Raw genomic sequence first — 23,610 nt, 5'->3', positions numbered from 1 at the left:
CCACGTGCGGTCATGCGTTGAGCGTGAGCTCGGCAGCGAAGGCCGAGGCCAGCTGCCGAGCCATGGCCTCCGGGTTCTCGATCGGCGCCGAATGCGCGCCCTCGATGCTCCGGATCACGAACGTGCCCCTGGTCAGCGCGGACCAGCCCTCCATCGTGCCCTCGGGCAGCACCGGGTCGGCCGTGGCCGACACCGCCGTGATCGGGATGTCCAGCGGACCCCTGTTGTCAAACTCCAGCATGAGCTGATGCCGGTTCCACATCGCGAAATCGTTCCGCAGGTTCTCCAGGTAGCCGGCGAAGACCTCGTCGTTGGCGAGGATCTCGTCGGGCAGCACACCCCGGAACACCTCGACCAGGGTCCCCGGCGCCGCCGTATCCCACAGCGTCGACACCTCTTGGAACCGCTTGAGCGCCTCCGGCGCCTCGCTGAACGGCGGCAGCGCACAGGCGACGACGAGGGACAGTTCCGGTCCCCCCAACCTGCTGCCCAGCCGGTGAGCGATCTCCCATACTCCGCATGCGCCCTGGCTGTGCCCGTACAGGACGGTCGGCACGTCGAGACGGTCGGACATCTCCGCCACGACCCGGTCCACGAGGATGTTCACATCGCTTACCGGGGCCTCCCCGCTGCCTCCGTCACGGCCGGGAACCCGGATACCGAGCAGTTCCACGTCCTCGGGAAGGTGCGGGATGAGCGGGACGTGGGCGGTGGTCGTGCCCCCCATTCCCGCCATGCACAGGATCCGTGCCCTGGGGTGTCGCGCCGGCTTGAGCACCCGCACCAACGGGTCGTGCACGGCCTCGGTGACGGGCTGCCGCCCGGTGAGTTCGTCGACCAGGTGTTCCGCGATGCCCGCACAACTGCCGTGCCGGAACAGCACGTCCGTGCCGAGCGGCAGGCCGCTTCGCCTGGTGAGTCTGGCGCGCAGGCCGACCGCCATCAGCGAGTCCATCCCGAGCTGCTGGAGAGGCTGTTCGGCGGGGATCTCCGCTACCCCGAGAGCAGCCGAGGCCTCGACGTGGACCAGTTCGAGCACCGTACTGAGCTGTGCGTCCCGCCCCATGCCCGCCAGCCGCTCTTCGAGTCCGCTCTCCTGGCGCTTGCCGGTCATCTCGGCGCGCGCCTCCGGGATGCCCAGCAGCAGCGGACGCCGCCTGGCGACGCAGAACGTGGGGGTGAAGCGGGACCAGTCGATATCGGCCACCCCCAGCGCCACCCGATCCGTTCCGAGCACCAGGTCCAGTGCGCTCAGCGCGTGGTCCGGGGGCATCATCCGCAGACCCCGTACCCGGAGCTGCTCCTCGGCCTCCTGCGTCACCATGCCTCCGTCGGCCCAGCCACCCCAGTGCACCACGGTGGCCGTGCGGCGGTTGGCCACCCGATGCCGGGCGAGGGCGTCCAGCGCGGCGTTGCCGGCCGCGTAGGTCGTCCCGCCGCCCGCACCCCACAGACTGGCACCACTGCCGTAGAGCAGGAACGCGTCCAGTGGCCGGTCGCCGAGCAGTTCGTGCAGGTGCCAGGCGCCGGACACCTTCGCGGAGAGTTCCTCGGCGACCTGGGCGGTGTCGAGTTCTGCCAGGAGTGTCATGCCGGAGACCCCCGCGAGATGCGCGACGACCGTCAGCGGCGGGCCGTCGGCGTCGATCCGGTCGATCAGTTCGGCGACCTGCCTCCTGTCACCGACGTCGCAGGCTGCCGTCACGACCTCCGCCCCGGTCGCCTCAAGTTCCTCGCGGCACTGTGCGGAGACCTCACCGGAGCGGGAGGCGAGCACGACGCGTCGCGTCCCGCGTTCCACCAGCCAGCCGGCGAGTCGTCGGCCGAGGGCTCCCGTGCCACCGGTGATCAGGGCGGTGCCGCTGGTCGTCCACGGCGACCGCGGCGCGGGCGTGGTGCGACGCAGCCTTCGCACGTACCGGCCGTCCGCGCGGAGCGCGATCTGGTCCTCGTCGTCACCGGCGAGAACGGCGCGGACGAGCTGCCCGGCCCAGTCCGGGTGCGGCTGTTCGGGCAGGTCCGCGGTACCGCCCCAGCCTTCGGGGCGTTCCAGTGCCGCGACCCGGCCCAGTCCGTTGATCAGAGCCTGCTCGGGACGCGTGACCGGATCGGCTTCGTCCACGCCGACAGCGCCCCTGGTGACCAGCCACACCGGAGTCCTCGGGTGACTTGTTCCGAGTCCCTGCAGCAGTCGCACGGTTCGGAGGAAGCCCTGCCGCGTGCCGTCCTCGTCCAGTGGCGTCAGGATGATCACACCCTGCATCGCCGCCGGCAGGGAGGCCAGGTCGCCCGGATCCGTGCCGGCCCGGTGAGTGCCGGCTCCTGCCTCGCGCAGGGCCGTCACCAGCTCCGTGGCGGGTGACGCGGCGTCCCCGAGGACGGCCCAGACTCCGTCCGCCGGTGCCGTGTCGGGCTCGGTGGGCTGCCAGGTCTCCTCGTACAGCCAGTCGGCGATCTCGGCGTGGTCGTCGCGGCCCTCGTGCCAGCGCCGGAGCAACGGCAGCAGGTCCATGACGCTGTCCCTGTGCTGCCCGGACGCGCCGAGCAACTCGGCGAGCCCGTTCACCTCGCCCGCACCGACGGCGTCCCAGAACCGCTGGTCGGTCGTCTTGCGGCGAGCGGGTTCCTTCCAGTAACGCTGCCGCTGGAACGCGTAGCCGGGCAGGCCGACCATGCGACCGTCGGGGACGGCCGCCGACCAGTCGATCCCGACACCGTGCGCGTGCAGGGCGCCCAGTGTGCGCTGGAGCCGGTCCAGGCCGCCCTGTTCCCGTTCCATGGTCGCCAGGACCACCGCGTCCCGATCCGCGCCACCGTCGGCCAGCGGCATCGCCAGCAAGGGATGCGGACTGACCTCGACGAACACCGTGTATCCGTCGGCGAGCAGCTCTCGCTGGGCGAGGTCGAGCCGTACGGGTTCGCGCAGGTTCCGGCACCAGTAAGCGGCGTCCAGTTCCTCACCCGCGGCCCGCCGGCCCAGCACCGTGGAGTACAGCGGGATCTCGGACGGGCGGGGACGCAGCGAGGCAAGCTGGTCCCGGAGGCCGGGCAGCAGCGCGTCCATGTGCGAACTGTGGGATGCGCAGGCGGCGTTCAGCTTGCCGCACCACACGTCCTGGTCGTCCCACGCGTAGAGCAGCTCCTCCACGATCGCGCGGTCACCTGAGATGACCGTGGATTTCGGTGTGTTCACCACGGCGACCGAGACGGCGTTCCCGTAGGGAGCCAGTGCTGCCTCGACATCGGAAACCGGGAGTTCCACCGTCGCCATCTCACCGTCCGAGGACAGCGCGGCGAGGGCCGTGCTGCGTTCGGCCACGATCCTGGCGCCCTCCTCCAGGGTCAGGGCGCCGGCGACCACGGCCGCGGGAATCTCGCCCTGGCTGTGTCCGACCACGGCCTGTGCTTCCAGGCCCAGATCCCGCATGGCCGCCGCCAGGCCGAGATACATGGTGAACAACACCGGCTGGGCGACGTCCAGGCGGTCCCACGCGATGCGGTCCTCATCCTGGAGCAGTTCGAGGACCGACCAGCCGGTCCAGGGGCGCAGTGCCTCGTCACAGCGGGCGACCGTGTCGGCGAAGGCCGGGCTTTCGGTGAGCAGCCGCTGGGCCATGCCCGGCCACTGCGAACCCTGGCCGGGGAAGACGAACACGACCTTGCCCGGCCGTGCGGTGGCAAGGGTGACCGACGCGTCCGGCTGGTCACGGGCAATGGCGGTCAGCCCTTCGATGACCGTGGACAGATCAGGTCCGGCCACCGAGGCGCGTTCGGCGAAGTGTTGGCGGTGTCGGGTGGTGGTCCGGGCGAGGTCGGTGAGGGTGGTGTCGGGGTGCTGGGTGAGCCAGTGGGCCCACTGCCGGGCCTGGTCCCTGAGTGCCTGTGGAGTCCGTCCGGAGACGACCACCGGCGCTGCGGCCTGTGTCCGGACAGGTCGCGCGGTCGGCTGCGGCGGCTGTTCCAGCACCATGTGGGCATTGGTGCCACCGATACCGAACGAGGACACCCCGGCGCGTCGAGTGCCCGGCCAGGCTCGTGTGTCATCGCTGATCCGCAGCACGGCCGGGTCCAGACCCAGTTCGGGGTTGACCCGCTCGAAGTTGACCGTGGGTACCAGTTCACCGTGGTAGACGCACAGCGCCGCCTTGACCAGCCCCGCCAGACCCGCGGCCACATCGGTGTGGCCGATGTTGGACTTCACCGAACCGACCGCGCAGGGCTCGTCGCGGTCAGGGGTGAAGACCTCCTGCAGGGCCTGGACCTCGATGGGATCGCCCATGGCGGTGGCGGTGCCGTGCGCTTCGACGTAGCCGATGTCGGCGGATGACAGTCCGGCGTCGGCGAGGGCATCGGTGATGACAGTGGCCTGGCCGCTCACGCTGGGCGCGGTGAATCCGACCTTGTCCGCCCCGTCGTTGTTGATGGCGCTGCCGCGGATGACCGCGTAGATCCGGTCCCCGGCCTCGACCGCGTCCGACAGCCGCCGCAACACCACCGCCACCACACCGTTGGCGATGACCGTGCCCGCGCCATCGGCATCGAAGGGCCTGCAGTGTCCGTCCGGCGAGGCCACGAAGCCTTCCTGGAACTGGTAGCCCTGTTCCAGGGGGAACGTGAATGCGGAGGCGCCGACGAGTGCCACGTCGGATTCCCCGCGCAGCAGGCTCTGCCTGGCCAGGTGCGCGGCCACCAGCCCCGTGGAACACGCCGTCTGCACCGTCAGCGCGGGACCCCGCAGATTCAGCTTGTGCGCCAGGCGAGTCGCGAGGAAGTCGTTCTTGTTACCGATCGCCGAACGGAAGACCTCCGAGACGTCCTCGGGATCACCCTGGTCATAGCCGCCGAAGCCGACTCCGCCGAAGACTCCGATGCGGCCGGGGTCAGCGCCGGGCAGGATGCCGGCGTTCTCCAGGCCCTGCCAGGCCGTTTCCAGGAAGAGCCGGTGCTGCGGATCCATGTTCTCCGCATCGGACGGAGAGCATCGGAAGAACTCGGCGTCGAAGAGATCGGCGTCCGCCACGTAGCCCTTGGCCGGGACGAACCCGGGATCCTCCAGTACGTTCCTGGGCACCCCGGCATCCAGCAACTCCTGCTCGGTGAAGCGGCGGATCGACTCCACACCACCCCGCAGATTCGCCCAGAACTCCTCCGTGTCAGTCGCACCCGGCAGACGCAGGGCCACACCCACGATCGCCACCGCGTCCTCGTCCGACCTCTTCCCGGCCGACGCCGTCCCCGCGATCACCGCACGCGTGGCGTCACCACGCAGGAACGTGGTCAACTGCCGCACCGTGGAATAGCGGAACAGCGTCGAGAGCGGAAACTCACGCTCCAGACCGGCGCAGATCAACTCATGGACCCGCAGCGCTGCCATCGACGTTCCGCCCAGTTCGAAGAACCCCCTGTCCGGGTCCACCTCGGCCGGCTCCAGCTCCAGTACCCGCGACCAGGCCGAGACCACCGTCTCCCACACCCGGTCACCGTCGGCGGCCGGATCCGCGGGCTCCGGCCGCGACGCGGGCAGCGCGGCCAGGGCCAGCCGGTCGATCTTGCGGTTCGGTGTCAGCGGCAGACTCTCCTGCCGTACCCACCGCGCGGGCAGCATCGACACCGGCAGCCGCGCCGCGGCGCGCTCGGCCAGGACCTGCTGGTCGGCGTCCCCGGAGTAGTACATCCACAAGGCCGCCGAGCCGGCGTCCTCACGTACCACCGCGGCAGCCTCCCGCACGCCGGTGCACCCGGCGACCACGGACTCGATCTCGCCGAGCTCGATGCGGTGTCCGGCCAGCTTCACCTGGTTGTCCACGCGGCCGCAGTACTCCAGTGAGCCGTCCTCGCGGTAGCGGACCACGTCCCCGGTACGGTACATCCGCCCCGCACCCACGAACGGGTCCACCACGAACCGCTCATCCGTCAGCGCGGCCCGGTTCCAGTAACCCCGCGCGACACCACGCCCTCCGATCCACAACTCACCACGACAACCCCGCGGTACCGGCTGCTGATGCCGGTCGAGAACGGCCAACCGGGTGTCGAGCACAGGCGATCCCAGCGAAACCGGCCCGGGTTCGACCCGCCAGGTCGTCGACCAGACCGTGGTCTCCGTGGGCCCGTACATGTTGAGCACGTCGCCGCCACAGGTCCGCGGCAACCGGTCGGCCAGGCCGCGATCGAGCGCTTCGCCACCGACCAGGAGCAGCCGCAGCCCACTGAGCAGCTCACGACCTCCCGCGTCCGCCAGCAGCATCCTGGCCAGTGAGGGCGTGCACTGCAGGTGCGTCGGCCCGTACTGCCGGTATCCGGCCCAGCCGCCGAGTTCTCCGCCGGCGATGACCACGCGGTAGCCCCTGGTCAAGGTCCACAGCAGTTCGAGGCCGGAGATGTCGAAGGACACACTGGTCACGGCGAGCCAGGTGCCGTCGGCGCCACCGCCGACGCGGTCGTCCATGGCCAGACAGAAGCCGGCGAACTGCGCGTGCTCGACCACCACGCCCTTCGGGGTGCCCGTCGAGCCCGAGGTGTAGATGACATAGGCGGGGTCGGACGGTTCCGGCTGGACCGGCAGAGCGCCGTCCGGCAGTCCGTGGTGCCCGGCCTCGGCGATCTCCTCGACGGACAGCACCCGCAGGCCGTCCGGCAGGGCGTCCGTGAGGGAGCCGCTCGAAATCACCACCTTGAGCCCGCTGTCGGACACCACATGGTCCAGACGCGCTTTCGGATACTCCGGGTCCAGCGGAACATAGGCGGCCCCGGCCATCCAGGTGGCGAGCATCGCCACCGGCAGATCGACCGTGCGGGGAAGGCAGAGACCGACCAGATCACCACGTGTCACGCCCAGTCCGGCAAGCTGCCGGGCGATCGCGCGGGCTCTCGCGGACACCTCCTGGTAGGTCAGCTCGCGTCCGTCCGACACCACGGCCACCGCGTGGGGCGTCCGTGCCGCCTGTCCCAGTATCCGTTGGCACGCGGTCTCCCCGGCAGGCTGGGCCGCGATATCGCCGCCGTGCTCGGCGAGCCACCGGTGTTCCGCACCGCAGAGCAGTTCGGTCTCCCGGACCGGACGGGCGGGCCGGGCGGCCAGCGATGCCAGCAGGGTCTCGAAGTTGGCGACCATACGGTGGGCCGAGTCCTGGTCCAGCACGTGTGACTGGAACTCCAGTTCCCCGCGCAGCACATCACCGTCGGCGGTCAGCGTGAGGCCCAGCTCGAACTTCGACGCGCCCTGGACGTTGCCGGACACGCTTCCCGTCGTGGGAAGCCGCCAGGCCGCCTCGCCCGTTCCGAACGCGGGGAAAGCCGCGCCGCCGTAGTTGAACACCGCCCGGAACAGCGGGTTCTCCTCACCGGTCCGGTCACCACCGGCGATGCGCACGACCTCGGTCAACGGGACGCTCTGGTGCTCGAACACCCCCCGCACACGGGTGTGCGTGCGGGCGAGGACGTCCTCGAAGGACACCGCCCCGGTCAGGTCGCAGCGCAGCGGCAGGGTGTTCGCCAGGAATCCGAAGGTCTCCGCGACCTGCGGCAGCTCCCTCGCCGACCAGATCGTGCCGATGCTGAAGTCGTACTGGTCGGTGTATCGGGCGAGCAGCACCGCGAAGGCACTGACGTACACGGTGTACCCGGTTACGGAGTTGCGTGTGGCCAGCTCGTCCAGAGCGGCCCGGAGCTCCGCGGGCACGGTGAAGTGCACGGCATCGCCCTGGTCGTCCTCGGCGACGTCCCGAGCGGGGAGTTCCAGACGCTGAGAACCGTCCAGCTCGGACTCGAAGTACTCGAGCGAACGCTCGAAGGCGCCCTGCTCGACGGACCGCTTCTCCCATCGTGCGTAGTCACCGAGGTGGTACCGGACTTCCGGGAGCTGGAGGGTGTCCTGCCCGGCAAGGGCCCGGTACGTCTCGTACAGCTCGTTCAGCAGCAGGGACAGCGACCAGCCGTCGGCGATGGCGTGGTGCAGGGTGAAGCACATGGTCCACAACGTGCCGGAGTCCACCAGCAGGCAGCGGAACAGGGTCTCGGCGTCCAGCTCGAACGGGATCCGTTCCTCCGCGCGCAGCGTGCGGTCGAGCTCATCGGCGCCGGTCACCCGCTCGTGCCGCAGCGGAACGGTGAACTCCCGGTGCACCACCTGGACCAGTTCGCCGTCACGGAGCTCCAGTCCGGTACGCAGCGCCTCGTGACGTTCCATCACCGCGCGAAGTGCCAGGCCGAACGTCTCCGGACACAGTGGACTCTCCACCTCCAGCCGGAGAACGGCGTTGTACTGCGCGGAATCCGGACGCATCCGCTCCAGGAACCACAGCCGGCGCTGGCCCTCGGTCGCCGGATGGACGTCGCGCCGCTCGGCACGTTCCATCGACAGACCGGGAGGCGGCAGCTCGGAGAAGGCGTTGGCCAGCAGATAGTCCACGACCGCTTGAGGCGTGGGGTGTTCGAAGGCGAGCGTGGACCGCAGCGGCGTGCCGGTCACCTCGCTGAGCCGGTTGCGCAGTTGCAGAGCCATCATCGAATCCAGCCCGCGTTCCTGGAACCGCTCGTCCACGGGCATGGGTTCGCTGAGTCCGAGAATGCCGCGGACCACGTCCTGCACGGCCTCCAGCACGGTGAGGGCACGGGCCGACTCGGGCAGTGCCGTCAGCCGGGCAGCCAGGTCCGCGGGGGGTGCCTGCCGTTCCTGCCGGATACGGGCTCCGCCGTCGATCCAGTAGCTCTGCCGCTGGAAGGCGTAGCCGGGCAGGTCGACCAGGCGGCCGGGCCCGTCGATGACCTGTGTCCAGTCCACCGCATGGCCGTGGACGTGCAATTCGCCGAGGCCGCGCACGAACTGCGCGAGGCCGCCGTGATCCCGGCGAAGGCTGCCCAGGACCACTCCGCCGCTCTCGGCGGTGAAAGTGGTCAGCGGGACGGCCAGCAGCGGATGCGGGCTGACCTCGGTGAACACGCCGAAGCCGTCGGCACGTAGCGCGTCGAGCGCCAGGTCCATACGCACCGGCTCACGCAGGTTGCGGCACCAGTACCGGGCGTCCAGGACCTCGCCGCCGATCGGCGCACCGGTCACCGTGGAGTACATCGGCACCGTCGTCGCGCGGGGGCGCAGTTCGCTCAGCGCCGCTTCCACCTCGGGCAGCATGGGGTCGACCAGGCTGCAGTGTCCGGCCCGGTCCGCCTTGATCCGACGGGAGAACACGTCACGATCCGCCAGCTTCGCGAGCAGGTCGCCCACCGCGTCCGCCGCACCGGCCACCGCCACCGAACCCGGGGTGTTCACCGCGGCCACCGACAGCGATCCGCCGTACTCGGCGAGCAGTTCCTCCACCTCGGTCAGCGGCAGTCCCAACAGGGCCATGCCGCCCGAGCCGCTCTCGATGCGATGGAACGCCTGGCTGCGGACGGCGACCACCTTGGCGCCCTCCTCCAGGGTCAGCGCTCCGGCGACGACGGCGGCGGGCACCTCGCCCTGGCTGTGTCCGACCACGGCCTCCGGTTCCAGACCGACGGACCGCCACACCTCCGCCAGGCCGAGTGCGACCGTGAACAGCGCGGGCTGGGTCACCTCGACGTCGTCCAGACTCAGCCCGCTCGCCTCGGGGTTCTCCAGCAGTTCGAGGACCGACCAGCCGGTCCAGGGGCGCAGTGCCTTGTCACAGCGGGCGACCGTGTCGGCGAAGGCCGGGCTTTCGGTGAGCAGCCGCTGGGCCATGCCCGGCCACTGCGAACCGTGGCCGGCGAAGACGAACACGACCCTGCCACGCTCCTCGGCCACCCCGGTGCACACCGCGTCGTCGCCGTGTCCGTCCCCGAGCGCGGTCAGCCCGCGCACCACCTCGTCCAGGTCATGGGCGAGGACAGCGGCCCGGTGCTCGAAGTGCCGGCGGTGTCGGGTGGTGGTCCGGGCGAGGTCGGTGAGGGTGGTGTCGGGGTGCTGGGTGAGCCAGCGGGCCCACTGCCGGGCCTGGTCCCTGAGTGCCTGTGGAGTCCGTCCGGAGACGACCACCGGCGCCACGGCCTGTGTCCGGACAGGTCGCGCGGTCGGCTGCGGCGGCTGTTCCAGCACCATGTGGGCATTGGTGCCACCGATACCGAACGAGGACACCCCGGCGCGTCGGATGCCCGGCCAGGCTCGTGTGTCATCGCTGATCCGCAGCACGGCCGGGTCCAGACCCAGTTCGGGGTTGACCCGCTCGAAGTTGACCGTGGGTACCAGTTCACCGTGGTAGACGCACAGCGCCGCCTTGACCAGCCCCGCCAGACCCGCGGCCACATCGGTGTGGCCGATGTTGGACTTCACCGAACCGACCGCGCAGGGCTCGTCGCGGTCGGAGGAGAGGACCTCCTGCAGGGCCTGGACCTCGATGAGGTCGCCCATGGCGGTGGCGGTGCCGTGCGCTTCGACGTAGCCGATGTCGGCGGATGACAGTCCGGCGTCGGCGAGGGCATCGGTGATGACAGTGGCCTGGCCGCTCACGCTGGGCGCGGTGAATCCGACCTTGTCCGCCCCGTCGTTGTTGATGGCGCTGCCGCGGATGACCGCGTAGATCCGGTCCCCGGCCTCGACCGCGTCCGACAGCCGCCGCAACACCACCGCCACCACACCGTTGCCCACCACGGTGCCCTGGCGGTCGGCGTCGAACGCACGACAGGAGCCGTCCGGCGAGAAGACGAAGCCTTCCTGGTGGTAATAGCCGTACTCCAAGGGGAAGGTGAGAGCGGAAGCGCCGACGAGTGCCACGTCGGATTCCCCCCGCAGCAGGCTCTGCCTGGCCAGATGTGCGACCACCAGCCCCGTGGAACACGCCGTCTGCACCGTCAGCGCGGGACCCCGCAGATTCAGCTTGTGCGCCACCCTGGTGGACACGAAGTCGGACTTGTTCCCGAGGAGATTGCGGTAGAACTCATTGAGTTCGGTGATCTCGTCGCCGCGAACGCTTCCGCTGTTGTAGCCGCCGAATCCGGCGCCGGCGAAGACTCCGATCCGGCCGGGGTCAGCGCCGGGCAGGATGCCGGCGTTCTCCAGGCCCTGCCAGGCCGTTTCCAGGAAGAGCCGGTGCTGCGGATCCATGTTCTCCGCTTCGGACCGCGAGTACCCGAAGAACTCGGCGTCGAAGAGATCGGCGTCCGCCACGTAGCCCTTGGCCGGGACGAACCCGGGATCCTCCAGTACGTTCCTGGGCACCCCGGCATCCAGCAACTCCTGCTCGGTGAAGCGGCGGATCGACTCCACACCACCCCGCAGATTCGCCCAGAACTCCTCCACGTCAGTCGCACCCGGCAGACGCAGGGCCACACCCACGATCGCCACCGCGTCCTCGTCCGAACGCTCCCCGGCCGACGCCGTCCCCGCGATCACCGCACGCGTGGCGTCACCACGCAGGAACGTGGTCAACTGCCGCACCGTGGAATAGCGGAACAGCGTCGAGAGCGGAAACTCACGCTCCAGACCGGCGCAGATCAACTCATGGACCCGCAGCGCTGTCAACGACGTTCCGCCGACATCGAAGAATCCGCTGTCCGGGTCCACCTCGGCCGGCTCCAGCTCCAGTACCCGCGACCAGGCCGAGACCACCGTCTCCCACACCCGGTCACCGTCGGCGGCCGGATCCGCGGGCTCCGGCCGCGACGCGGGCAGCGCGGCCGGCTCCGACGTCACGCTGTCGCCGTGCTGCCGGAATGAGCCCTCTTCCTCGGCGTAGAGCAGGGGCAGCCGGCTGACCGGCAGACCGCCCTCCCGGACGAAGGAGTTCAGCAGGGTCTCGAAGTTCGCGACCAGGCGCTGTGCGGATTCCTGATCCAGTACGTGTGACTGGAACTCCAGTTCCCCGCGCAGTCCCTCCGCAGCAGGTGCGAGGCTCATGGTCAGCTCGAACTTGGCGGTTCCCGCGACGTTACCGGTGAAGCACCCGTCGAACGGCTGCCACGTGTCGTCGTCCGGCTCCGCACCCAGTCCGTAGCTGAACACCGCCCGGAACAACGGGTTCTCCTCGCCGTTGCGCTCGGCGTCGACGACCTTGACCACTTCGGACAGTGGCACGTTCTGGTGTTCCATCACGCCGAGCACGCGGGACTTCATCGCCGACAGCAGATCGGGCACGTTCGGGTCGGCGGAGAGATCACAGCGCAACGGCAGGGTGTTGGCGAGAAAACCGACGATCTCCGCCGACCCGGGCAGTCCGCGCCCGGACCACACCGTGCCGATGCTGAAGTCCCGCTGGTCGCTGTACCGGGAGAGCAGCACCGCGAAGGCGCCGGCCAGCACCGTGTACAGGGTGCCCCCCGCATCGGAGGCGAGGGCCTCCAGCTCGCCCCGAAGAGCGTCGGACACCGCGAATCCGACCTTGCCCGCACCGGAGTCCACGTCGCTCCGGGGCAGTTGCAGACGCGGGACCCCGGCCAGTTCGTTCCGGAAGAAGCCGAGTCCCGCCTCGAAGGCTCCCCGCTCGATGGAGTCCCGCTCCCAGCCGGCGTAGTCGCCGAGGTGCACGAGCGACTCGCTCCCGCTGTCGGGAACGAGGCCCGCGCGGAACTCCCCGTACGCGGCGAACAGCTCACGCAGCATCATGACCAACGACCAGGCGTCGATGATCGCGTGGTGCAGGGTGAAACAGACCACCTGTTCGTCCGCACCGGTCAGCACCAGGCAGCGGAACAGCACGGGGCCGGACAGGTCGAAGGGTGTCTCGGCCTCGCCCCGGATCCGGTCGGTCCGCTCCTCGGAATCGGCCACCTCCTCGAAGCGCAGCGGGGTGCCGAACTCCTCGTACACCACCTGGACCAGCTCACCGTCGCGGCTCTCCAGGCCCGTGCGCAGTGCCTCGTGCCGCCGCACCACGAACTCGACGGCGGAGGCGAACGCCGCGCGGTCCAACGGTTCGGCGACCCGGACCGGCATCGTCACGTTGTACTCGGCCGTGCCGGGACGCATCTGCTCCAGGAACCACAGCCTGCGCTGCCCCTCGGTCGCCGGATGGACATCGCGTCGCTCCACGCGTTCCACGCGCGCACGACCCGTGTCGTCCCCCGGGTCTCGTAGGCAGCCGTTGAGGTACTCCGCCAGGCCGGCGGCCGTCGGGTGATCGAAGACGGCCGTCGCGGGCAGGGACAGTCCGGTCTCGGCGGACAGCCTTCGGCGCAGTTCCACAGCCATCAGGGAGTCCAGCCCGAGTTCGGTGAACTCCGCCTCGGGGCGGATCTCGTCGGAGCGGCCCAACGCCACGGCCGCTTCGCGCCGCACGAGATCGGACAGCGCGCGAATGCGTTGCGGTTCCGGCAGATCGGACCAACCGGTGTCGACGCTGTCCGTCCGGGTGTCCGCCAGCCTCCGCATCCGGGTCCTGCCACACAGCAGCGGTGAGCGGGCGTCCTCGGCCCCGGACAGATCAATCCGCAGGGGAACAAGATGCGCTCGCCGGCTGGTCAACGCGGTGTCAAGCGCCCCCAGCGCCTGCGCGCCGGTCAGCGCGGTCACTCCCTGCCTGCGCATCCTTGCCAGTTCCGCCTGGCCGAGGTGTGCGGTCAACCCCGTACCGGCCTGCTCCCACAGTCCCCAGGACAGGCTCAGTCCGGGAAGTCCCTGCCGGCGCCGCTCGACCACGACCGCGTCCGCGAACGCGTTCGCCGCGGCGTAGACACTCTGCCCAGCGCTTCCGAGGACACCCGCGGCGGACGAGAACACCACGAACCAGGTCAGTGGACGGTCCGCGGTCAGCTCGTGCAGCCACCATGCCGCGCGTGCCTTCGGCGCCCAGACCCGTTCCAGACGCTCCGGGGTCTGGTCCACGAGCAGTCCGTCGTCGAGTACGCCGGCCAGATGCCACACGCCGCTGAGATCCGTGACGGACTCCACGAGTCCGGCCAGCTGGTCGCGGCTGGTGACGTCGCAGGCCGCCACGCGCACACTGTCGGCCCCGGCGGCGGTCAGCTCGGCGACCAGTTCGTCGGAACCGTCCGCTCCGGCACCCCGGCGGGAAGCCAGTACCAGCTTGCGCACTCCCCACGCGCTCACCAGGTGCAATGCGACCTGCCGCCCCAGTTCACCGGTACCGCCGGTGATCAGCACCGTGCCCGGTGCTCGTTCCGCATCCCGGGTGTCAGCGGCGGACGCCGCGTCACCCTGCGCGGGTGCCGTGTCGCGCGCGGAGAACCGGACCAGCCGGGGGACCCGTACCGTACCGCCGCGGACCACCAACTCCGGCTCGGGGATGGTCAGCGACGCCCGTACCCTGTCCGGATCGGCGTCACTGTCCACGTCCACCAGCCGCACCGGATGTCCCTCGGCGCGCGCCGCACGCAGCAGACCCCACAGGGGCGCCGAGGCCAGGTCGACGGTCTCGCCCTCGTCCACGAGCATCGCCTGACGGGTCACCCAGACCAGTTCGGTGCCGGCCAGCCGTGGATCGGCCAGCAGGTCACGCGCACGGATCAGTGCCGCCGCGGTGCATTCCTCCGGGGTACCGGAGGGTTGAGTGGCATCCACCACGATGCGGGAAGGAACCGGTCCGGTTTCTGTGTCCAGCGTGGGCAGTCCGAGCGCGGCCGCGAGGGGGCCACCGGTGATCACGGTGTCCGCCGGCTCGGCAGCGGGCGACAGGCAGTCCTGGAACTCCAGCCGGTACAGGTGCCGTTCCGCCGCCGTCCGCAGGCCTTCCGCGCCGGCCTCCCTGAGACGAAGGCTCGCGGTGACGACCAGGTCCCCGTTCTCGTCCGTCACACACAGCTCGGCCTGCTCGCGCGTGCTGTCGAGGCGTACGCGCACCCGCACGACCGACGCCCCGGTCGCGTACAGCCGGGCGTCGTTCCACTCGAACGGCAGCAGGACCCGCTTCCCGCGCGTCGGACCGGCGTCACGGCGCTGAGCGGAGTCGCGGTGTCGCGTGATCTCGTCGTCGGCTTCCTCAGCGGTGAGGATCGTGTGGAGCGCGGCATCCAGGAGGGCGGGGTGGATCCCGAACCCTTCGGGCCGCAGGCTCTCCGGAAGGCGAAGGACGGCGTAGAGCTCGTTGCCCTGTCGCCACAGGGCGCTGAGGCCCTGGAAAGCAGGGCCGTAATCGAGTCCGCGCTCGCGGAAGCGCTCGTAGAACCCGTCCAGGGACACGTGTTCCGCGGACTCGACCACCGCCGCCCAGTCGACGGATTCGGGGGCGCGCGTGGGTGTGTCGTGGGTGAGTTGGGCGGTGGCGTGGGTGGTCCAGGGTGTGTCGGGGTCGGTGTCGGGGTCGGGGTGGGTGTGGACGGTGACCTGGTGGTGCCCGTTGCCGTCGATGCCGGTGACGGCGATCTGAACGCGCAGCGGCCCGGTCTCGGGCAGGACCAGTGGGGTGGTGAGGGTCAGGGTGTCCACCGTGCCGGCTCCGACCCGCTCCGCGGCGGTGAGGACCATGTCCAGGATCCCCGTGCCGGGCAGCAGCGCCGTGCCGAACACACGGTGGTCGCCCAGCCAGCCCTGCCCGCCGTCGGTGGCATCGATCGTGCCGGTGAGGATCAGTCCGTCGCCGGAGGCCAGCGGTGTCGACAGCCTGAGCCACGGGTGATCCACCCCGTCCACGCCCCAACCCGATGCAACCGCCGGAGTGGTGCTGTGAGCGGCGGGCCAGTAGCGCTGACGGTCGAAGGCATAGGTGGGCAACTCGCTCGCCATCGATGCCTGGGGGACCAGCTGGTGCCACGGCCACGCGTCCGCGTGGGCGAGTCCGGCGCGGACCCATGAGGAGAGGACGTCGGTGGTGTCGGCCTGGTCCCGGTGGGCTGTGGCGACGGTGATTCCCCCGTGGTGCCGGGTGATCTCGTCGAGGACCATGGCCATGACGGGGTGGGGGCTGATCTCGATCCAGGTGTGGTGGCCGTCGGTGGTGGCGGCGTGGCTGGCCTGGTCGAACCGGACCGGCCGGCGCAGGTTGGCGCACCAGTAGTCGGCGTCCAGCTCGCCGTCCTGGATCAGGCGGCCGTGGACGGTGGAGTACATCGGGATCCGTCCGGCTGCCGGTTGGAGGCCGGCGAGTTCCTCGGCCAGGGCGGGCAGGAGGGGGTCCATGTGTGCGCTGTGGGAGGCGTAGTCGACCTGTACCCGGCGGGCGAACACGTCCTCGGTCTTGAGCTGGGCCAGGAGGGTGTCCAGGGCGTGGTTGTCCCCGGAGATCACGGTGGATCCTGGGGTGTTGACCGCGGCCACGGACAGTTCGGTGCCGGTGAGGCGTTCGGTGATCCACTCATGGCCGCGTTCGACGACGGCCATGCCTCCCTGGCCCCGGCAGGTGGCCACGGCCCGGGAGCGGGCGGCCACGATCTTCGCGCCCTGTTCGACGGTGAGGATGCCCGCCACCACGGCGGCGGCCACTTCGCCCTGCGAATGCCCGATCACGGCCTGCGGGGTGATGCCCATGGACTCCCACCACGCGGCCAGGCCCAGGCTCATCGTGAACAGCGCCGGCTGCACCTCCTCCACGCCGGACAGGGGGCGCTGCCCGGTGAGGACCTCGGTGACCGACCACCCCGTCCAGGGCAGCAGGGCGGCGTCGCACATGGCCACGGTCTCGGCGAACACCGGCGAGTGCTCACACAGAACCCGGCCCATGCCCTCCCACTGCGACCCCTGCCCCGGGAATACCCACACACCGCCGGAACCAGCCCCTTGGCGGGCCTCTTCGCCCAGTCCCTCGACGGGCGCGATCACGCCGGCCGCGTCGGTCCCCTCGGCGAGTGCTTCCAGTCGGCTGATGGCCTCGTCGCGGGTGGCGGCCAGTACGGCGCCCCGGTGGTCGAACCAGCCGCGGTTCCACAGCGCGGTGGACGCCACCCGGTCCAGCGAGACCTCCGGGTGCTTACGCCACCACTGGGCCCAGCGCCGGGCCTGCGCCCGCACCACACCCGCGTCCCGACCCGACACCACCACCGGGAACACACCCTCCGTCACCGTCTGCTCAGTGACGGCCTCCGCGGCAGGGGACTCCTCAAGTACGAGGTGGGCGTTGGTCCCGCTCAGTCCGAACGACGACACACCCGCGCGCCGCGGCCGGGACTCCTCCCGTGGCCAGGAGCGTGCCTCGCCCAACAGCCGGAGCCCGCTGCCCTCCCAATCGATGTGCTCGCTGGGCCGCTCGGCGTGCAATGTCGCGGGCAGCCGCTCGTGCTGCAGCGCGAGCACCATCTTGATCACCCCGGCCACGCCCGCGGCGGCCTGGGCGTGACCGATGTTCGACTTCGACGACCCCAGGTACACCGGCCGCCCCACGGAACGCCCCGGCCCGAAGACCGCCGCCAGAGCGCCCGCCTCGATCGGGTCACCGAGCGGGGTCCCGGTGCCGTGCGCCTCGACCGCGTCCACGTCCGACGGGAAGAGTCCCGCACGCGACAACGCCTGCTCGATCACCCGCTGCTGCGAGGGCCCGTTCGGAGCGGTCAGACCCTGGGACCGGCCGTCCTGATTCACCGCCGATCCGCGGATCACCGCCAGAACGCGGTCCCCGGCCGCCTGCGCGGCCGACAGCCGCTTCAGGACGAGCACGCCGCAACCCTCGGACCAGCCGGCCCCGTCCGCGTCGGCGGAGAAACTCTTGCACCGCCCATCGGCAGCGGTGCCCCGCAGCCGGGAGAACTCCACGAACACCGACGGCGTCGACATCACCGTCACACCACCGGCCAACGCGACATCACACTCCCGCTGCCGCAGCGCCGTCACCGCCAGGTGCAAGGCCACCAACGACGACGAACACGCCGTGTCCACCGTCACCGCCGGGCCCCGCAACCCCAGCGAATACGACACCCGACCCGACAGCACACTGCCGGCGCTGCCCATCGAGCCGTACGCGTCGAGCGCACTCAGGTCATGCTTGTTGAAACGGTCGTAGTCCGACCCCATCGCACCGAGGTACACGCCGGTGTTGCTGCCCTCAAGGGTTTCGGGGCGGAATCCGGCGCGTTCGAGAGCCTCCCACGAGGCTTCCAGCACAAGCCGTTGCTGCGGGTCCATCGCCTGCGCCTCACGCGGCGGAATCCCGAAGAACCCCGCGTCGAACTCCTCGACGTCCCGCAGGAATCCGCCCGTACGCGCATAGCTCTTGCCCACGGCCTCCGGATCCGGGTCGTACACGTCCCAGCCGTCCCACCGCGACGGAAACCCCTCGATCGCATCCCCGCCCGAGGACAACAGCTCCCAGAACTCCTCCGGCGTCCCCACCCCGCCCGGCAGCCGGCACGCCATCGACACGATCGCGACCGGATCGTCGTCCTCGTCCGCGGCCCGGACGACAGCCTCGGCGGTCAGCACCGCCTGTGACAGGTCCAGCCGTTCCAGGAGGAACTCCGCCATGGCGGCCGGGGTCGGGTGGTCGAACGCCAGTGTCGCGGGCAGCGGAACCTCGGTTTCCCGCGAGACCCGGCGCCGCAGTTCCACGGCCATCAGCGAATCGAGGCCGAGGTCCCTGAGTACCTGCTGGGCCGGCACCGCACCCTCGTCCGGAAGGCCGAGCACGCTCGCCGCCGCCGACCGCACCAGCAGCGTCACCGACTCCCGCCGCTGGTCGGGAGAGAGCGCCGCGAGCCTGCCGCGCAGGCCCGAGGGGGCCTCACCCGCGTTCGCCCGCCGCAGGCGCGTCCTGACCATGCCGCGAAGCAGCGCCGGCACCTCGTCCTGGCCACGGTGCGACGAGGTCGGCCCGAGCCGCACGGGAACCAGATGTCCCCGCGAATCCGTCGCCAGCGCCGCGTCCAGTGTCCGCAGCCCCTCGTCCACGGACAACGGCTCGACGCCCATGCGCCGGATCCGGGCCAGCTCGGCCTGGCCGAGGTGCGCGGTCAACCCCGTGCCGGCCTGCTCCCACAGTCCCCAGGACAGACTTCTGGCGGGCAGGCCCGCGTGCACACGCCATACGGCGAAGGCGTCGAGGAACGCGTTGCCCGCGGCGTACGTGCTCTGACCGGCACTTCCGAACACTCCGGCGAGCGAGGAGAACAGGACGAACTCGGACAGTGAGTGCTCTCGGGTGAGGTCGTGCAGATGCAGCGCGGCGTCCAGCTTCGGAGCGAGTACGCGTTCCAGCCGCTCCGTGTTCTGGTCCAGCAGCAGTCCGTCGTCCAGCACGCCGGCCAGGTGCCATACCGAGTCCAGATCGTCGATGGAACCGATCAGACCGGCAAGGGCCTCCCTGTCGGCGACGTCACAGGCCACGATCCGTACGCTGTCGGCCCCGGCCCCCGTGAGTTCGGCGGCGAGGTCAGCGGCCCCCGGGGCCCGGTCACCCTGACGCGAGGTCAGCACGAGACGCCGGACCCCACGGGTGCGCACCAGATGCCTGGCGAGTTCCCTGCCCAGCTCACCGGTTCCTCCGGTGATCAGTGCCGTTCCCTCCGACGCCGGAGTTCCCGTGGTGACGTCTTCCGGCTCCCGTTCGACCGCGACCAGCCGCGCGACCCGGATCTCGCCTCCCCGTACCGCGATCTCGGGCTCGTCCGTGACGGACACGGCCCTGGCGAGCGCGGCGTCGTCCTCGGCTCCGGAACCGGTGTCCACCAGTCGCAGCGAGCGCTGCGGGTACTCGGCGCGCGCGGCACGGACGAGACCCCACAGCGGGGCGTGCACCAGGCCGTCGACGCCCTTCCCCGGCTCGGCCGGTACGGCCTCCCGGGTCACCCAGACCAGTTCGGTCCCGTCCAGCCGGGACTCGGCCAGCAGACCCTGCGCCACGTGCAGTCCAGTGGCGGTGGCCGTGCGCACCGCGTCCGCCAGATCACCCGGCTCCCGCGTGGTGCTGTCGACGACGAGGCGAGCCGGGGGCTCGTCGCCGGCGTCGAGCCGGGCGCGCAGCTCGTCCACGTCGATGACGGGCCGTCCGCCGATCACATGCGCGAGATCACCGGAGCCGCCGAGGACCCAGGTCTCGGCCGGTGCCTCGCGAGTCGTGCGGGGAAGCTGGAAGTCGAGCCGGTAGAGGTGGCCGCCTGTGCGCTGCCGCAGCTGTTGTTCCGTCGCCGAACGGAGAACGAGCGCATCCACGTAGGCCACCGGATCGCCCTGGGCATCCGCCATCCACAGCCGGGCCTCGGATGACGCGGGATCCCGCTCTACCCGGACACGGAGTTCGGTCGCCCCGGTGGCGTACAGCTCCGCCCCGGTCCACTCGAAGGGGAGCGATACCCGTCCGGTGTCGGCGTCCAGCACGGAGACCGCGTGCAGCGCCGCGTCCAGCAGCGCCGGATGCACCGCGAAGTCGCCTGCCGCCGCACTCTCGGCTTCGGCCTCGGGCAGGCGGACCACGGCGTAAGCGGTGTCGCCGCTGCGGGAAAGCTCCACCAGGCCCTGGAAGGCGGGTCCGTAGTCGATTCCGCGCTCGCGCAGCCGGTCGTAGAACCCGTCCAGATCCACTGACGTGGTGCCCGCCACCGGCCAGCTCCGGAGTTCCCGGAACCCGTGGCCGTCGGTGTCGCCGACTGTCAGGTGGGTGAGTTGGGCGGTGGCGTGGGTGGTCCAGGGGGTGTCGGGGTGGGTGTCGGGGTCGGGGTGGGTGTGGACGGTGACCTGGCGGCACCCGTGGCCGTCGGTGCCGGTGACGGCGACCTGGACGCGCAGCGCGCCGGTTTCGGGGAGGACGAGGGGGGTGGTCAGGGCGAGGGTGTTGATCCCGGTGGCGCCCACGCGTTCGGCGGCGGTGAGGACCATGTCGAGGATCCCGGTGCCGGGCAGGAGCACGGTGTCGAACACCTTGTGGTCGCTCAGCCAGCGCTGTCCGGGTTCGGTGGCGTCGATCCTGCCGGTGAGGATGAGGCCGTCGTCGTCGGCCAAGGGGGTGGAGAGCGTGAGCCAGGGGTGGTCGAGCCCGTCCGCGCCCCAGGCCGAGGGGTCGGCCGGGGTGCTGCTGGGGGTGGGGAGCCAGTACCGCCGGCGGTCGAAGGCGTAGGTGGGGAGGGCGGTTTCCACCGATGTCCGCGGCACCGCGCGCTGCCACGGCCACCCGTTCCCCCGGGCCAGTCCCGCGCGGACCCATGCGGACAGCACATCAGTGGTGTCGGCCTGGTTCCGGTGGGCGGTGGCGACGGTGGTTCCGCCGTGGTGCTGGGTGATCTCGTCGAGGGCCATGGCCATGACGGGGTGGGGGCTGACTTCGATCCAGGTGTGGTGGCCGTCGGTGGTGGCGGCGTGGCTGGCCTGGTCGAACCGGACCGGCCGGCGGAGGTTGGCGCACCAGTAGTCGGCGTTCATTTCGGTGCCGTGGATCAGGCGGCCGTGGACGGTGGAGTAAAGCGGGATCCGTCCGGCTTCCGGCTGGAGGCCGGCGAGCTCTTCGGCCAGGGCGGGCAGGAGGGGGTCCATGTGTGCGCTGTGGGAGGCGTAGTCGACCTGTACCCGGCGGGCGAACACGTCCTCGGTCCGCAGTTGGGCGAGGAGGGTGTCGAGGGCGTCGCTGTCTCCGGAGATCACGGTGGATCCTGGGGTGTTGACCGCGGCCACGGACAGTTCGGTGCCGGTGAGGCGTTCGGTGATCCAGTCCACGCCGCGTTCGACGACGGCCATGCCACCCTGCCCGCGGCAGGTGGCCACGGCCCGCGAGCGGGCGGCGACGATCCGCGCGCCCTGTTCGGCGGTGAGGATTCCTGCGACGACCGCGGCGGCCACTTCGCCCTGCGAATGCCCGATCACGGCCTGCGGGGTGATGCCCATGGACTCCCACCACGCGGCCAGGCCCAGGCTCATCGTGAACAGCGCCGGCTGCACCTCCTCCACGCCGGACAGGGGGCGCTGCCCGGTGAGGACCTCGGTGACCGACCACCCCGTCCAGGGCAGCAGGGCGGCGTCGCACATGGCCACGGCTTGGGCGAACGCGGTGGAGTGTTCGTACAGGGACCGGCCCATGCCTTCCCACTGCGACCCCTGGCCGGGGAACACCCATACGCCCCCGGGGCCGGCCTCCAGGAGGGCCTCCTCACCCTGCGTCTCGATGGGAGCGATCACTCCGATGGCATCGGTGCCTTCGGCGAGGGCTCCCAGCCGGTCGATGGCCTCCTCGCGGGTGGTGGCGAGGACGGCGCCGCGGGAGTCGAACCAGCCGCGGTGCCACAGGGCTGTGGAGGCGACCCGGTCGAGCGACACCTCCGGGTGCTCGCGCCACCACTGGGCCCAGCGCCGGGCCTGCGCCCGCACCACACCCGCGTCCCGACCCGACACCACCACCGGAAACACACCACCGGTGGCGGCACCGGCCTCGGGCCCGGAGACCTCCTCGGGTTCCCCCGTGGATTCCGTTCGCGCCGGCGCTTCTTCGAGGATCAGATGAGCGTTGGTCCCGGACAGGCCGAACGACGACACACCCGCGCGCCGCGGCCGGGACTCCTCCCGCGGCCAGGAGCGCGCCTCGCCCAACAGCCGGAGCCCGCTGCCCTCCCAATCGATGTGCTCGCTGGGCCGCTCGGCGTGCAGACTCGGGGGCAGGGACTCGTGCCGCAGCGCGAGCACCATCTTGATCACGCCGGCCACGCCCGCGGCGGCCTGGGCGTGACCGATGTTCGACTTCGACGACCCCAGCCATACCGGCCGCTCCGCGGACCGGTCCGCTCCGAAGACCGCCGCCAGCGCCCCGGCTTCGACCGGGTCGCCCAAGGGAGTCCCGGTGCCGTGTGCCTCGATCGCGTCCACGTCCGACGGGGACAGCCCCGCACGCGACAGTGCTTCCTGGATCACCCGCTGCTGCGAGGGCCCGTTCGGAGCGGTCAGCCCCTGGGACCGGCCGTCCTGGTTCACCGCCGATCCGCGGATCACCGCCAGCACGCGGTCCCCGGCCGCCTGCGCGGCCGACAGCCGCTTCAGGACGAGCACGCCGCAGCCCTCGGACCAGCCGGCCCCGTCCGCGTCGGCGGAGAAACTCTTGCACCGCCCATCGGCAGCGGTGCCCCGCAGCCGGGAGAACTCCACGAACACCGACGGCGTCGACATCACCGTCACACCACCGGCCAACGCGACATCACACTCCCGCTGCCGCAGCGCCGTCACCGCCAGGTGCAAGGCCACCAACGACGACGAACACGCCGTGTCCACCGTCACCGCCGGGCCCCGCAACCCCAGCGAATACGACACCCGACCCGACAGCACACTGCTCGCCCGGCCGGTGTTGACGTATCCGTCCTGGTCCCCGAGACCGTGCCCCAGGCTGCCGTAGTCGCCGTTCATCGTGCCCAGGTACACACCGGTGTCGCTGCTCTCCAGGGCTTCGGAGCGGATCCCGGCGCGTTCGAGGGCTTCCCAGGAGGTTTCCAGGACCAACCGCTGCTGCGGGTCCATCGCCCGCGCCTCACGCGGCGGAATCCCGAAGAACCCCGCGTCGAACTCCTCGACGTCCCGCAGGAATCCGCCCGTACGCGCATAGCTCTTGCCCACGGCCTCCGGATCCGGGTCGTACACGTCCCAGCCGTCCCACCGCGACGGAAACCCCTCGATCGCATCCCCGCCCGAGGACAACAGCTCCCAGAACTCCTCCGGCGTCCCCACCCCGCCCGGCAGCCGGCACGCCATCGACACGATCGCGACCGGTTCGGTCAGTTGCGCCTCCAGATCGGTCGCCCGCTGTTTGAGTTCCCGGATCGCGGGCAGAGCGAGTTCCAACCGATTCTGTTCAGACATCAGGAATTCCTTCCAAG

At 70.9% G+C, this 23,610-nt stretch carries 1 protein-coding gene; it reads right to left on the bottom strand.

The genetic code is table 11. The features are described 5' to 3' along the window. Nucleotides 1-10: 10 nt before the first annotated feature. Nucleotides 11-23,593: an amino acid adenylation domain-containing protein gene (locus tag ACIRQP_RS16645; RefSeq protein ID WP_403889812.1), complete on the bottom strand. Its 23,583-nt coding sequence runs from the start codon at nt 23,591-23,593 to the stop codon at nt 11-13. Nucleotides 23,594-23,610: the final 17 nt, after the last annotated feature.

It is taken from the genome of Streptomyces sp. NPDC102274, from assembly GCF_044766385.1.
Taxonomy (GTDB): Bacteria; Actinomycetota; Actinomycetes; order Streptomycetales; family Streptomycetaceae; genus Streptomyces.
The sequence above is the reverse complement of the archived record's forward strand: the minus strand, read 5'-3'. Positions and strand labels throughout refer to the sequence as shown.

Coding starts and splice junctions, on each gene's coding strand:
- ACIRQP_RS16645 (WP_403889812.1), bottom strand. CDS start 23,593: ATGTCTGAACAGAATCGGTTGGAACTCGCTCTGCCCGCGATCCGGGAA.